We start from the raw sequence: 13766 nt of genomic DNA on the forward strand, positions 1-13766 counted from the left end.
GTCGCGGCGGTGTGCCCCTGGCCACCGCCGCGCCTGTGTTTCCCCCGCTCATCCAGGACACCGTCATGCCGCCCGTCGCGCCTGCGCAGCACCACGCTTTTCTGTCCTTGTCGCCGCTCGCGTCGCCCGCGGTGCGCCCATGAGCGGCACTGGCAAGCGCCCGCGCGGCACGCGCGCGCTGGAAGCGCTCAATTTCACCATGGCCGACGTGCAGGACGGGCTCGGCCCGTTCCTGAGTGTGTTCCTGCAATCCAAGGGCTGGTCGCTCGGCGCGATCGGCTCGGTGATGACCGCCGGCGGCATCGTCGGCATGCTCGCCACCACGCCGGGCGGCGCGCTGGTCGATGCGACCAAGCGCAAGCGCAGCATCGTGGTGGTCGGCTGCAGCATGATCCTGCTGGCCTCGGCGCTGCTGTGGTGGTCGCCGACCCTGCCGGGCGTCATCGCCGCGCAGGTGATGACCGCGCTCGCCGCCGCCGCGCTGGGGCCGGCCCTGTCCGGCATCACCCTGGGCCTGGTGCGGCAGGCCGGCTTCGATCACCAGATCGCGCGCAACCAGGTCGGCAGTCATGCCGGCAATGTGGTGGCCGCGGCGCTGGCCGGCTTGCTCGGCTGGAAATTCGGTTTCGGCGCGGTGTTCGTGCTGACCGGCTGCTTCGGCGTGCTGGCGATCATCTCGGTGTTGCTGATTCCGCGCGACGCCATCGATCATCGTGCCGCACGCGGCATGGCCGAGACGGAGGACGCGCATGGCGAAAACGTCAGCGGCTGGTCGGTGCTGCTGACCTGCAAGCCCTTGCTGGTACTGGCCGCGGCGCTGGCGCTGTTCCACCTCGGCAATGCGGCGATGCTGCCGCTGTACGGCATGGCCGTGGTGGCCGCGCACCAGGGCGACCCTAACGCGCTGACCGCCACCACCATCATCGTCGCCCAGTCCACGATGGTGCTCGCCTCGCTGCTGGCGATGCGCCTGATCCGCGTGCGCGGGCACTGGTGGGTACTGTTGCTGACCTTCCTGGCGCTGCCGCTGCGCGGACTGATCGCCGCCAGCGTCATCCACACCTGGGGCGTGTTCCCGGTGCAGATCCTCGACGGCATTGGCGCGGGCCTGCAGAGCGTGGCAGTGCCGGCGCTGGTGGCGCACCTGCTGCAGGGCACCGGCCGGGTCAACGTCGGGCAGGGCGCGGTGATGACGATGCAGGGCGTCGGCGCGGCGCTGAGTCCCGCGCTGGGCGGCTGGATCGCGCAGGGGTTCGGCTACCGCGCCGCGTTCCTGCTGCTGGGCGGCATCTCGCTGCTGTCGCTGGCGTTGTGGGTGGGCATGCGCAAGCACCTGGTGACGGCGAAGCGCGGGCGTTCAGACGAGGAACCGGTGCCGCCGCTCACCGCCTAATCTGTGTCATGCCATTGGCGATGTGTTGTGCGACATCTGTCAATAGATTTCCCCGAGCTTCGCGCTTATCTAAGTCACAGTCCTCGGCATCAGCCCACATGCCGAGGAGTAGAGAGACATGCACATCGTCATGCGCGAGCCGCACGCGAATCATCTCCGCGACTCCAGGATCGCCATCGATTTCAAAGCGGCGTCTCCAGTGAACGAATTGCCGTGCTCTCTCAAATTTCGCCTAGTACCTTGAGCCGCGCCGCGGCATCGGCGTCGACGAATTTTAGGCGGCACCGGGGCACCGTAGGTACAGTCAAACGGCTGTGAGCGTACGGGAACAAGCAGTTCTTTAATGCGAACGACGATATCTGCTGAGTAATGGGTGCCAACGCTCGGTCGAGAAGTGCTTCAATGCTTGCCATAAAGATTCGCATGCGGCCTAGCATCTAAGTCAGGCCGAATTGCAGCGCGTAGCTGGACAAATAGCTGGTGCTTGCTGCCATTTGGCTGGCGTGGCGGTTCAATTTCTGCTTGAACGAGTATTGGGTCGGTGTCAGTTGGCGCGACAATATGTCTCCACCACGATCCTGTCAGCTGGGTCGCGTGACGGTGCGTCCTGCATCTCGATGGCTATCGGGCCGTTTGCGTCTTGTGGCCACCTGTCGCGGGTCTTCGGGCCATAGATCAGCATAATGCCGACAGGGGGTCTCCAAGCAGGAAAGAATCTCTAGGCTTACCCATCGCCGCGGTCACCTGGGAAAGGGTCATTCCAGGCTTGACCTGACGACAGCGCTCCCGGGTCTGATCGCACCCGGTCAAGAGAAGCAGGAAGGCCAACGCGGGAAGTAGTCGGTTCACGGGTCTCTAGCTGCCTGACATGGGGAACGCCGAGCTGCCGCCACGGTGTGCAGAGTCTGCGCCGCGTAACCGGCTTCGCCAAGTGCGCCGGCTATGCTGCCATGCCTCAATCCAGTGCCACTCCGGGCACCACCTCGCATGCGATCCCGGCGTCGGCCAACTGCGCTGCCAGCGCCGCATGCGGCGGCTGCCGGAACGCATCGCCCGGCAGCAGGCTGACCACGCGCTGCCCGGCCTGCGTCTGTTCGACCAGCAGCGCCAGGTGCGCTGCCGGATCGTCCGGCAGCGGCTGGCGGCTGGCATCGCGGCGCGCCAGGCTCAGCACCGCCGCGCTCACCTGCGTACTGCACAGCAACAGGTCGGCCTGATTGAGCGCACGCAGCGCCTTCAGCGTCAGCGCGCCGGGGTCGCCGTTGCCGGTACCGACCAGCCACACGCTGCCTTGCCGCGGTACCTCGTCGCTGCGCTGCAGGCTGTCGGCGAAGGCCTGCTCGGCGGCATCGCGCTGGCCGCTCTGCAGCAGCGTCTGCACCGGTCCCTCCAGTACCTGTTCGAACCAGCGCCGGCGCTGCGCCAGCTCCGGCAGGCGCGCGCGGATGGCGGCGCGGTGGCGCGCGAACAGCTGCGCCAGTTCGGCGTAGGAATGGTCCAGTTCGGTTTCCCAGCGCTCGCGCAGGCGTCGTGCCAGCATCGGTGCCGCGCCGCTGGAGGAGATCGCGATCAACAGCGGGTCGCGGTCGATGATCGCCGGCACCTGGAACGTCGACAGTGCGGCGTCGTCGACCACGTTGACCCACTTGCGCCGCGCCCCGGCCTGTTCGGCCAGTTGCCGGTTGAACGCGTCGTCGTCGGTGGCGGCCACCACCAGCCAGGCGTCGTCCAGCCACTGCGGCTCGAAGGCGCCGTCGGCGCGCTGCAGGCGGCCCTGCGCCAGCCACTGCGCGACGGTGGGGTTGAGCGCATGCGCGTACACCAGCACGTCGGCGCCGGCGTGCAGCAGCGCCTCGATCTTGCGCATCGCCACCTCGCCGCCGCCGACGACCAGCACGCGGCGTCCGCCCAGGTCGGCGAACAGGGGATACAGCGGCATGCGAACTCCTTGCTGGGGCGAAATGCGTCAGGTCGCGGCAGGCATTTGGCGGGGCCGCACGCGACTGCGCAGCGTTCTGTCGGCTAACGATACCGAAAGGACGGTTGGATGGAGCTGTCCGCAGGCGGATGCCATTCCCCTGCCATCTCAGCGGTCGCCATGGCAGCAAACGCCGGACCATGCCCGGCAACGCCTGGCCGCGCAGCCAACGCGCAGGCGCTGGCGTATGATCCGCGCTCGTCGCCCTACCGAACCGGCATCATGGATCGAGCCCGTCCGTCCCTTTCGTGGCCACGCGTGTCGGCGTGGTGTGTCCTTTTCGCGCTGCTGTGGCAGGTGGCGCCTACGCTGGCGCAGACCGCGCGCAAGCCGTCGGCCTACGAGCAACGCCCGGGCAGCAACGTCACCGTGCAGCCGGCGACGGGGCCCGATTCCCTGCCGCGCCTCGACAGCCGTGCGCAGTTCCTGCAGCTCGCGCGGATCTACAACGCCGGCACCGCGCTGGAGCTGCCGCATCTGCTGTTCGTGATCGACCGGCAGCAGGGCGGGCGCGTCTACTACCTCAACACCCCGCGCTTCGCGCTGCACGAACAGTTCGTGCGCCAGCGCCTGGTGCCGGGCATGGGCAAGGCGGCGCTGAAGGCGCAGTACCGCGATCCGCAGCGCCGCTTCCTGTTCGGGACCCTGAGCTGGCAGCAGGATCTGCCGGGCTACACCTACGAGTTCTGGGAGGGCGACGTCCTTACCGCACCCTTGTTGCAGCAGACCGACGCCGCCTTGCGCGCGTCGTTCTTCGACACGCTTCGGTTCAAGACCAACTCCACGCTGCACGAACAGCTGGCCCGCAGCGCCGGGCTGGCGTTCGTCACCCAGGAGGCGCTGCTGCGCGAGCAGCGCTTCCTGCCGTTGAATACCGGTCATGCCGAGGGGCGGCTGCGCATCGTGCGCTCGGAGACGCAGTTCCGTGCGCTGTCGCCGCGCGACATCCCGGTGCTGGACGAGGTGCCGATCGCGTTGGCGCCGGTCGCCGGCCTGGTCACGCAGCGCCCGTCCACGCTGCTGTCGCACGTCAACCTGCTGGCCAAGGGCTGGGGCATTCCCAACGTGTATGTGCGCGATGCGCAGGCGACATTGCGCCAGTACGACGGCCGCTGGGTGCAACTGGATGTCACCCACAACGACTACCGGGTGACACCCCTGGCGGGTCCGCCGGCGGCCACACCCGCTGCCGCTCCCCGCACCGTGGCCCGCGCGCTGCCGCGTCCGGACCTGAGCGTGGCCGCGCTCAAACCGCTGGCGGCGCTGCGTGCCAGCGACAGCCGCGCCTGCGGGACCAAGGCCGCCAATCTCGGCACGCTGAAGGCGGTGCTGCCGCCGGCCGCGCGCGTGCCGGACGGCTTCTGCATTCCGTTCGCGTTCTACCAGGCGACGCTGCAGCGCCTGCAGGTCGACCAGCGCCTGCGCGACCTGCAGCGCCGTCCCGGCTTCGCCACCGATGCGGAGGTGCGCCGTGCCGCGCTGGCGACGCTGCGTGCCGAGATCGCCGACGCCGCGCCCGATCCGGCCTTCGTGCGCGCGCTGGAGACGGAGTGGCAGGCGCAACTGCACGGCGCCGGCGTGTTCGTGCGCAGCTCGTCGAACTCAGAGGATCTGCCCGGCTTCAGCGGCGCCGGCCTGTATACCACCGTGCCCAACGTCACCCGTGCCGCCGCCTTGGCCAAGGCGGTGCAGACGGTGTGGGCGTCGGTGTACAACTTCGAGGCCTACGAAGCGCGCGCCGCCGCCGGCTTGCCGCAGGACGCGGTGGCCATGGCGGTGCTGGTGCAGCTGGCCGCGCCGTCCGACAGTTCCGGGGTGATGATCACCCGCGATCCGTTCGATGCCGCGCGCCGCCACGTCACCTACATTTCGGCCAAGCGCGGCCTGGGCATCCGCGTGGTCGAGGGCAAGCGCCAGGCCGAACAGGTGATGTATTCGAGCTGGTCCAGGGCGGTGCAGGTGCTGAGCCGCTCGGCCGAGGACACCCAGCTCGTGGCCAACGCCGCCGGCGGCGTCCGCGAGGTGCCGATCGTCGGCACCCGCCAGGTACTGACCGATGCCCTCATCGCGCGACTGGCCAAGGTCGGCGCGATGACCAAGCAGGCGCTGGGCGGCGCCGACCAGGACATCGAATGGGCGGTGGTCGGCGACGAGGTGGTGATCCTGCAGTCACGGCCGTATGTGGAGCGGGGTGGGCGCCAGTGAACCACCGTCACCGTGTCACTGGGGTCACTTGATGGCAGCGTCGCGTCGGTCGCCGCAACCGCAGGTCGCGCATCCGTTCGTCTGGCGTCCCGGCGACGGGGTGAATGCCGGATGCGTCCAGCGCATGCGCGCGCGGTTTCCTCGACCGCCGAAGCCGATGGGCGAAGCGTGGTTCATGGGCGAGGAGCGGCGCATGTTCGACCTGCTGCTCGCTGACCTCGAACACTTGTCGCTCGATGACCTGCGCACGCCCCTTGATGAGATCGCGGCAGGCAATTCCTGTTTCGGGCCGATGGACGAATGGACTCGATGGTATTGCTACTTGTTGGCGCAACTGGTTCCGCGCCATCGTGAGCAATCGTTCGACAGCCTGTACCAACGCCTGATCACGGCATTCATCACCATGCATCCGCGCGGTATCGATGAGCCTTACCCTGGATTCGCCGACGATGCGAGACACACCCTGGGACGCTGCCTGATGGATCCATCGCGCTGGGACGCACAGCGTTTGGCGCTCGCGGCGCCGGAGGATCCGCGCACCAGCGAAGGACACTTCGTGTGGAGCGTGGCGTGCGGCGATTTTTCGGCCGGCATGTTCTTCTGTGCGAAGTATCTGGCAGAGGACGAACTACCTGGCTGGCTCGACTCGGTGTTCGCGATCCATTGCCCGCTTTGGACCACGCAACTCTACACCTGGCTGCTGGCCACCTCGCCTCTCCTGAGTGGGGAGGTGTTGGAGCTTCCCGAACTCGACTGCGCTGCGTCGATGGATGTCGTGTGGCATGGAGCGCACGTGTTGAAAGGCGATTTCTCCGGATGTTACGAACCTGCACCGTCGCCGCTACCGCTGCTGCCACTGGATCGCTGCCAGGCAGTGCTGGCCGCTGCGCGCAGACACGTGTCGCAAGCGAGTTATTTCGCTTGGCTCGACGAAATCAAGCCGCATGCCTATCTGGAAACGATGCTGGGCGACATGCCCAATCGCTTCGAGGTGCTTTTCGATATCGGCGCGTAGCTCCGCTTGCGGTGGGTAGCCGGTGCGGCGCAGCAGTGTCGGCGAGCCATCGATGTCGGGTCGCGGCTGAAGCCGCTTCTACAGAAGGCGGACGTTGCGAGCTGTCATTCGTAGGAGCGGCTTCAGCCGCGACCCGCAGCGCCCGGCAGATCGCCAGGCGCTCCCATCGGCTCACGGTGTCGGCGCGTCCGCATTGCGGTGATGCGCGGCCGTGGACTTGCTGTCGCGCTCGGCGGCCAGCAGGGTCAGCGAGCGGCCGATGCCGTGCCATTGCGAACCGCCGGGAAGGCCGTGTTCGCCGTTGCGTTCGGCGGTGTCGATCAGTACGCGCCAGTGTTCGCCTTCCACCAGCGGAAGGGTGAATTGCACGTCCTCGACCGCGCCGTTGACGATCATCAGCAGGGTCACGTTGGAGGCGGCCTGGCGCAGGCCGCTGGACGGGGCGCGGCCGTCCAGGCGCATCATCAGCGCGCGCGCGTGCGGGTCGTGCCAAGAGGCTTCGGTCATCTCCTCGCCGTCCGGGGCCAGCCAGGTCACGTCCTTGATGCCCAGTTCCTCGTCGTAGACGCCGTCGAAGAAGCGTGCGCGGTGCAACAGCGGGTAGTGCGCGCGCAGGTGGGTCAGGCGCGAGACGAAGGCGCTGAGCTGGTGCGCGCGCGGGCCGGCTTCCCAGTTCAGCCAGGTCAGTTCGTTGTCCTGGCAGTAGGTGTTGTTGTTGCCGCCCTTGCTGCGGCCGAACTCGTCGCCGGCCAGCAGCATCGGCGTGCCCTGCGACAGCAGCAGCGTGGCCAGAATGTTGCGCATCTGCCGCAGGCGCAGGGCATTGATGTCCTCGTCGTCGGTCTCGCCTTCCACGCCATAGTTGGCGGAGATGTTGTTGTCCGAGCCGTCGCGGTTGTGCTCGCCGTTGGCCTCGTTGTGCTTGTGCGCGTAGCTGACCAGGTCGTGCAGGGTGAAACCGTCGTGGGCGGTGACGAAGTTGACCGAGGCGGTGGGGCGGCGGCCGCGGTGGTGGAACAGGTCGGCCGAGCCGGTCAGGCGCGTGGCCAGTTCCGCCAGCTGGCCTTCGTCGCCGCGCCAGAACGCGCGCACGTTGTCGCGGAACTTGTCGTTCCACTCCGACCAGCCCGGCGGGAAGCCGCCGACCTGGTAGCCGCCGGGGCCGACGTCCCATGGCTCGGCGATCAGCTTGACCTGGCTCAGCAGCGGATCCTGGCGGCAGGCGTCGAGGAAGCCGCCCTTGGGATCGAAGCCGTGGTGCTCGCGGCCGAGGATGGTGGCCAGGTCGAAGCGGAACCCGTCCACGTGCATCTCCGACACCCAGTAGCGCAGCGAGTCGTTGACCATGCGCAGCGCGCCGGCATTGGTCAGGTCGAAGGTGTTCCCGGTGCCGGTATCGTTGATGTAGAAGCGGCGGTCCTCGGCCAATCGGTAGTAGCTGGCGTTGTCGATGCCCTTGAACGACAGCGTCGGTCCCAGTTCGTTGCCTTCGGCGGTGTGGTTGTAGACCACGTCCAGGATCACTTCCAGCCCGGCGCTGTGCAGTCGCGCCACCATCTGCTTGAACTCGGACACCGTGCGCGTGGCCATGTAGCGCGGGTGCGGGGCGAAGAAGCCGATGGTGTTGTAGCCCCAGTAATTGCGCAGGCCCTGCTTGAGCAGATATTCGTCGTCGACGAAGGCGTGCACCGGCAGCAGTTCCACCGCGGTCATGCCCAGGCGCTTGATGTGCTCGACCACCTCGTCGACCTTCAGCCCGGAGAAGGTGCCGCGCCAGGCCTCGGGCACCGAGGGGTGGCGCATGGTGGTGCCGCGCAGGTGGGTCTCGTAAATCACCGTGCTGTCCCACGGCGTCTGCGGGCGCTGATCCTTGCCCCAGGTGAAGGCCGGATCGATCACCGCGCACTTGGGCATGTAGGCGGCGCTGTCGCGGCGATCGAAGCTGAGGTCGGCATCCTTGTGGCCGATGGTGTAGCCGAACAGGGCCGGCGCCCATTTCAGTTCGCCGACCAGTTGCTTGGCGTAGGGATCGAGCAGCAGCTTGTTGGGATTGAAGCGGTGTCCGGCGTCGGGCGCGTACGGACCGTACACGCGGTAACCATAGAGCTGGCCGGGACGCGCGTCGGGCAGGTAGCCGTGCCAGATCTCGTCGGTGTACTCGGGCAGCGCGATGCGTTCGATCTCGCGGCCGCGATCGTCGAACAGGCACAGCTCCACCTTGGTGGCGTGCGCCGAGTAAAGCGCGAAGTTCACCCCCAGGCCGTCCCAGGTGGCGCCCAGCGGATACGGCAGGCCCTCGCGGATACGCGAACGGCGGGTGAGCTTGCGCACGGGCATGAAGGATCCTTAGGAAGAGGTGCTGCCGTTGCCGGCGCTGCGTCGCGGTTGCGACGGCGGTAGCGCCTCGGCATCGGCTTCGGCGGCCGCTTCCGCGGCCACCAGGCGTTCGGCCATGGCCCAATGGCGGGCGGCGTGGCCATCGGGTCGCCCTTCGGCTTCCCAGATTTCGTGTGCGAGTTGGCGGATGCGGCGTTGGCGTGTTTCTGCGTCCATGGCTTCTTGCGAGATCAGGGGGAGGCGACCAGCACGGCCACCGGGAACTCGGCGAACAGCGCCGACACCGCAATGGCCGACGTCGCGTCGACGGTAGCACTGGCCAGCACCGGACGATACTGTGCCTGCGGCAGTGTCAGAACCGTGTTACGCCAATCGAACTGCGCCCGCAGCGGCGCGTCGGGCCGCAGCGCCTGCGCGGCGGCGCCCAGCCGCGGTACTACCACCACCAGCGAGGCGCCCTCGTGTTCGCGCACGAAGCCGAGTACGTGTTGGGCCTGCGGGCCCTGCGCCTGCAGCGGCGTGTAGCGGCCGTGCGCGAACAGGTCCGGATGCGCGCGCCGCAGCTGCAGCAGCTGTGCGGTCAGCCAGGCCTTGACGTGGCCGCTGTGCCAGTCCTGCAGCAGTGCGTCCGGCGCGGTGGCATCGCGTAGCCAGGCCTGGCGCAGCGCGTAGTCCACCGGGCGGCGGTTGTCCGGATCCACCAGCGACAGATCCCAGCCTTCGCTGCCCTGGTACAGGTCGGGCACGCCGGGCAGGGTCAGGCGCAGGGTGGTCTGCACCAGGCTGTTGAGCGCGCCGGCCGGGGCCAGCGCCGCGGCCGCCTGCGCCAGCGCCTCGCGCAGCGCGGCGCCAGCCGGCTGCACCAGCGCCGCGTCGAGCAGGGCGCGCGCATTGCGCTCGTAGTCCTCGTCCGGCCAGGTCCAGTGGGTACGCAGCTTGGCTTCGCGCGCGGCCTTGAGCTGCCAGGCGCCGATGCGCTCGGCGTAGTCGCGCAGGCCATCGGCGTCGTCCACCGCCAGTTCCAGCGGCCATGCCGCCACCAGCATCTGCCACAGCATCAGCAGGTCGCCGGGCAACGGCGCTGCGCTGCCGGCCGGCAGCAGGTCGGCCGACAGCGCCTGGAACCGCGCCACCTGCGCCTCCCACCACGGCGCCTGCGCGCTGAGCGCGGCCAGGCGCATGCGCACGTCTTCGCCGCGCTTGTGGTCGTGGGTGGCGGTGGCCAGCAGCGTGCGCGGATAGCGCTCCGCGCGTCGTGCGTTGGCTGCGTGGAATTCGGCCGGTGTCAGCGCGAACACGTCCGGCTCGCTGCCGACCTCGTTGCGCGAGAGCAGCACGCCGTGGCGGTAGAAGGAGGTGTCCTCCACCGACTTGGCGTTGAGCGGTGCCGACAGTTGTTCCAGGCGCCGGCGTACGATCCGCCGCAGCGCCACCTGCGCCTTGCCGGTGCCGCGGCCGTCGCGGCTCCAGCGTTCGATCGCGTCGATCGCCGCGCACACCCGCGGCTCGGCGCCGACGCGCGCGCGCTGCGCGGCCTGGGCCAGGCGCGCCGCATCGTCGTCGTCTAGGCCGTCCGGTCCGGCATAGGTGCGGTAGACCTCGAAGTGCCGCAGCAAGGCCATCAGCCCGCGCGCCAGCATCTGCGGGCTGAACTCGCGGGTCAGCGGATCCAGGTGCGCGGCCGCGCCCAGCGCCTGCACCGTGCGCACGAACTCGGCCTGCAGCGATCCCTGCAGGATCTCGTCGCGCGCGGCGCGTTGTTCCTGGCCGAAGTCGCCGCTGCGCCCGCTCCAGCGCTGCCACAGGGCGGTCAGCGGCGCAGCGCCGGCCGGGTCGTGCAGCACCGCGGCGACCTGGTCCATGAAGTCGTAGCCGGTGGTGCCGTCGCAGGGCCAGTCGCTGCGCAACTGCTCGTGCGGTGCCAGGATCTTTTCCAGGTACAGGGCGACGCCGCCCGGGGCGATGCCGCGGCGGCGGCCGGCGCGGTCCAGCTGCGTGCGCAGCCGCTGCACGTAGCCGGTGGGATCGGCGAGGCCGTCGACGTGATCGACCCGCACGCCATCGAGATGGCCTTCGGCGACCAGCCGCAGCGGCAACTCGTGGACCGCGGCGAACACGTCGTTCTGCTCCACCCGCAGTGCCGCCAGCGAGGTGATGTCGAAGAAGCGGCGGTAGTTGAGCATGTCGTTGCCGACCCGCCACCAGGCCAGGCGATAGCACTGGCGTTCGATCAGCCGGTGCAGGGCGTCGTCGCCCAGCCGTGCGGCGTCGTTGAGCCGCGCCGCCCACGCCGGGCGTGCGCTGGCCGGTTCCTGGGCGATGGCGCCGTCCAGGCGGATCGGGAAGCGCTGGTCGTGGTGCAGCAGGACCACACTGCCGTCCTCGGCCACCTGCAACTGCAGCGCGCCTTCGCTCAGCGCCTGCGCATAGGGCCGGTCCAGCACCGGCAGCCACAGCTTGCCCTCGCGCCCGGGCGCGCGCCAGTCGATGTCGAACCAGCCGGCATGGCGGCTGCGCCGGCCATGGGTGAGCACGTCCCACCACCACGGATTGCTGGGGTGGGTGGCCATGTGGTTGGGCACGATGTCCAGGATCAGGCCCATGCCGTGGCTGCGCGCGCGCTCGGACAGGTGCAGCAGCGCCGGCTCGCCGCCGAGTTCGGGATTGACCTGGCGCGGATCGGTGACGTCGTAGCCGTGGGTGGAGCCGGGGACGGCGGTGCCGATCGGCGACAGGTATAGGTGGCTGATGCCCAGCCCGGCGTAGTACGGCACCTGCGCGGCGGCATCGAGCAGGGTGAAGTCGGCATGCAACTGCAGGCGGGCGGTGGCCCGCAGGGGAATCATGCGCATGCGTCGGCTCCTTGCGCGGCGGTGGCGGTGGTCTGGCGGGTCTGGGCGAAGGCGTCCAGGCGCGTGGCGAGGGTGGCAGCGGCGGCCGCCGCATCGGGCGCGGGCAGACGCCGGCGCCAGTTCGGATGGCCGTCGACGGTGCCGGGCAGGTTGGGTTGCTGGTCCAGGCCCAGCGCGTCCTCGGCCGGCAGCAGCGCCAGCGGCGACGGCGTGGCGGCGACGAAGCGCAGCGCGCCCAGTTCCGGGTCGGCGGCCTCCGCGGGCGGCAGCGCCGCGGCGACCGCCTGGTCCATGCGCGCGACATCGTCGTTGCGCGCCTGGTGGTCGGCATGTTGCTGCGCGGCGTCGCTCAACTGCAGGCGCCGGCGCCAGTCGATGTCCTCGCCGCGGCGCCAGCCGCGCAGGGTCGGCAGGTCGTGAGTGGTGGTGGTGGCGAGCGCGTCGGGGCGCCACTGCGCCGGCGGCAGGAACGCGCCGTTGCGGTCGCGGGTGAACAGCAGCACGTCGATGCCCATCACCCCGCGGCGCGACAGTTCCGCGCGGATGCCGTCCGGCACCACGCCCAGGTCCTCGCCGATCACGATCGCGCGGTGCCGCCAGGACTCCAGCGCCAGCAGGCGCAGCAGGTCGTGCAGCGGATAGCGCAGGTACACGCCGGTGGACGAGGGCGCGCCGCGCGGGATCACCCACAGCCGCAGCAGGCCGAGGATGTGGTCGATGCGCACGCCGCCGCGATCGCGCATCACCGCGCGCAGCAACTCGATGAACGGCGCGAAGCCGGTGGCGCGCAGCGCGGTCGGTGCATAGCCGCAGATGCCCCAGGCCTGGCCATCGCCGTTGAACGCGTCCGGCGGTGCGCCCAGTTCCAGCCCCTGCAGTACCGCCTGCGGCCAGGCGGCGGCTTCGGCGCCGTGCGCGTCGAAGCCTACCGCCAGGTCGGCGATCAGGCCGATGTCCATGCCGTCGGCGCGCGCCTGGCGCTGCACGTCGGCCCAACTGCGCGCGGCCAGCCATTGCGCGAAGCGGTGCAGGCCCGGATCGGCATCGCCGAAGTCCTGCGCGGCGAACGCGGCGTGCGCGTGCAGGGCACTGCCGCCGTCGCGTTCGAACGCGGCCAGGTCGGCGTGCAGGGCCGCGTCGGCCTGACCGAAGTCGGCATGCAGTTGCCGCAGCCACTGCCACTTCAGGGCCGCGGAGGCTGGCCAGTCGATCAGCGGGCGGGCCTGCGCCTCGGCGAAGGCCTGCGCCAGCCCGGCCGCCTCCAGCGCGCGCCGTGCAGCGTCGGCACCGAGCACGCGCGCCGGCGCTGCCTGCAGCGGATCGAGGAAGCGGCGATCGCTGGGCGAGTAGGGGCTGTAGTGCGCACCGATCGGTCGCGCCGCATGCACCGGGCTCAGCGCGATGGCATCGCCGCCAGCTGCGGCGATGCGCGCGGCCCAGGCGGCGGTGCCATCGGCATCGCCGATGCCGGCGTCGTAGGCCCCCGGCGCCGAGTACACCTGCAGCGACAGGCCCCAGCGCCGCGGCTGCGCCGCGCCCACCGCGTCGGCGACGCCGTAGCAGCGTGGCGGCGCCACCGCCAGGGTGGTGCGGCGGTCGCCATGCTGCAGCGTCCAGTAACCGGCGGTATCGGGCGCGACGAGGCGGCCCTGCGCGTCGCAGTGGCCGTGCAGTGCCTGGCCGTCTTCGCTGTCGAGCCGGTACGCCGTGCCGGGCGCGGCGCCGATTTCGACCGGCGCGCCGACGTCGGCGGTCAGCAGCGGCGGCAGCGCGGCATCGGCCTGCAGCCGGCGCAGGCTGTCGCGGCAGGCGGCCGCGTCGCGCGCGTCCAGGCCCAGTGCGCCGAGCACGTGGCGCAGGGTGTCGTCGCCGACCGTGCGCGGCGTGTCGCTGGCATCGATCCAGTCGACCAGCAGGCCGGCGGCGTCGGCCAGGGTGTGCAGGGAAGTGTCGGTCATGGGCAGGGCAAACCGGGCAGCAGGGCGA

9 protein-coding genes are annotated in these 13766 nt (G+C 69.9%); 3 read left to right on the forward strand and 6 right to left on the reverse strand.

The window, feature by feature from the left end:
- Nucleotides 1–139: 139 nt before the first annotated feature.
- Nucleotides 140–1393: an MFS transporter gene (locus PIQ37_RS17755; protein WP_342074468.1), complete on the forward strand. Its 1254-nt coding sequence runs from the start codon at nucleotides 140–142 to the stop codon at nucleotides 1391–1393.
- Here the strand turns inward: PIQ37_RS17755 and PIQ37_RS20700 are convergent.
- Together PIQ37_RS20700 and PIQ37_RS17760 are read right to left on the reverse strand one after the other, a co-directional pair.
- A complete protein-coding gene (locus tag PIQ37_RS20700; protein ID WP_407136580.1) occupies nucleotides 1383–1574 on the reverse strand; it encodes a DUF5076 domain-containing protein in 192 nt (63 codons plus the stop codon). The two genes, PIQ37_RS17755 and PIQ37_RS20700, sit on opposite strands and share 11 nt — an antisense overlap.
- Nucleotides 1575–2348: 774 nt before the next feature.
- Nucleotides 2349–3332, reverse strand: a complete 984-nt coding sequence (locus PIQ37_RS17760; RefSeq protein WP_342074469.1) for an NAD(P)-dependent oxidoreductase — start codon at nucleotides 3330–3332, stop codon at nucleotides 2349–2351.
- A gap of 261 nt (nucleotides 3333–3593) precedes the next feature.
- Between PIQ37_RS17760 and PIQ37_RS17765 the strand changes: the two genes are divergently transcribed.
- Nucleotides 3594–5576 (forward strand): PEP/pyruvate-binding domain-containing protein, encoded by a 1983-nt coding sequence (locus PIQ37_RS17765; protein WP_342074470.1) that lies wholly within the window; start codon nucleotides 3594–3596, stop codon nucleotides 5574–5576.
- 193 nt (nucleotides 5577–5769) lie between these two features.
- Nucleotides 5770–6591, forward strand: a complete 822-nt coding sequence (locus PIQ37_RS17770) for a hypothetical protein (RefSeq protein WP_342074471.1) — start codon at nucleotides 5770–5772, stop codon at nucleotides 6589–6591.
- Nucleotides 6592–6762: 171 nt separating this feature from the next.
- Here the strand turns inward: PIQ37_RS17770 and glgX are convergent, their stop codons facing one another.
- From glgX to malQ, 4 genes are read right to left on the reverse strand one after another with little or no spacing between them, the layout of a single operon-like run.
- The gene (gene glgX / locus PIQ37_RS17775; protein WP_342074472.1) at nucleotides 6763–8928 is read right to left on the reverse strand and encodes a glycogen debranching protein GlgX; all 2166 of its coding nucleotides are present in this window, start codon (nucleotides 8926–8928) and stop codon (nucleotides 6763–6765) included.
- 9 nt (nucleotides 8929–8937) lie between these two features.
- Complete coding sequence (locus tag PIQ37_RS17780) at nucleotides 8938–9144, reverse strand: DUF2934 domain-containing protein (RefSeq protein ID WP_081613481.1); 207 nt, start codon at nucleotides 9142–9144, stop codon at nucleotides 8938–8940.
- Nucleotides 9145–9158: 14 nt separating this feature from the next.
- Nucleotides 9159–11774: a malto-oligosyltrehalose synthase gene (treY, locus tag PIQ37_RS17785; protein ID WP_342074521.1), complete on the reverse strand. Its 2616-nt coding sequence runs from the start codon at nucleotides 11772–11774 to the stop codon at nucleotides 9159–9161.
- Nucleotides 11771–13738 (reverse strand): 4-alpha-glucanotransferase, encoded by a 1968-nt coding sequence (malQ, locus tag PIQ37_RS17790; RefSeq protein ID WP_342074473.1) that lies wholly within the window; start codon nucleotides 13736–13738, stop codon nucleotides 11771–11773. Before malQ ends, treY begins: the two co-directional genes overlap by 4 nt.
- Nucleotides 13739–13766: the final 28 nt, after the last annotated feature.

It is taken from the genome of Xanthomonas protegens (assembly GCF_038442435.1).
GTDB classification, from domain to species: Bacteria; Pseudomonadota; Gammaproteobacteria; order Xanthomonadales; family Xanthomonadaceae; genus Xanthomonas_A; species Xanthomonas_A sontii.

Excerpts from the sequence above, each read along its gene's own strand:
- PIQ37_RS17770 (WP_342074471.1), top strand. The coding sequence starts at position 5,770 with ATGTTCGACCTGCTGCTCGCTGACCTCGAACACTTGTCGCTCGATGAC.
- glgX (WP_342074472.1), bottom strand. The coding sequence starts at position 8,928 with ATGCCCGTGCGCAAGCTCACCCGCCGTTCGCGTATCCGCGAGGGCCTG.
- PIQ37_RS17760 (WP_342074469.1), bottom strand. The coding sequence starts at position 3,332 with ATGCCGCTGTATCCCCTGTTCGCCGACCTGGGCGGACGCCGCGTGCTG.
- PIQ37_RS17780 (WP_081613481.1), bottom strand. The coding sequence starts at position 9,144 with ATGGACGCAGAAACACGCCAACGCCGCATCCGCCAACTCGCACACGAA.
- treY (WP_342074521.1), bottom strand. The coding sequence starts at position 11,774 with ATGATTCCCCTGCGGGCCACCGCCCGCCTGCAGTTGCATGCCGACTTC.
- PIQ37_RS17755 (WP_342074468.1), top strand. The coding sequence starts at position 140 with ATGAGCGGCACTGGCAAGCGCCCGCGCGGCACGCGCGCGCTGGAAGCG.
- malQ (WP_342074473.1), bottom strand. The coding sequence starts at position 13,738 with ATGACCGACACTTCCCTGCACACCCTGGCCGACGCCGCCGGCCTGCTG.
- PIQ37_RS17765 (WP_342074470.1), top strand. The coding sequence starts at position 3,594 with ATGGATCGAGCCCGTCCGTCCCTTTCGTGGCCACGCGTGTCGGCGTGG.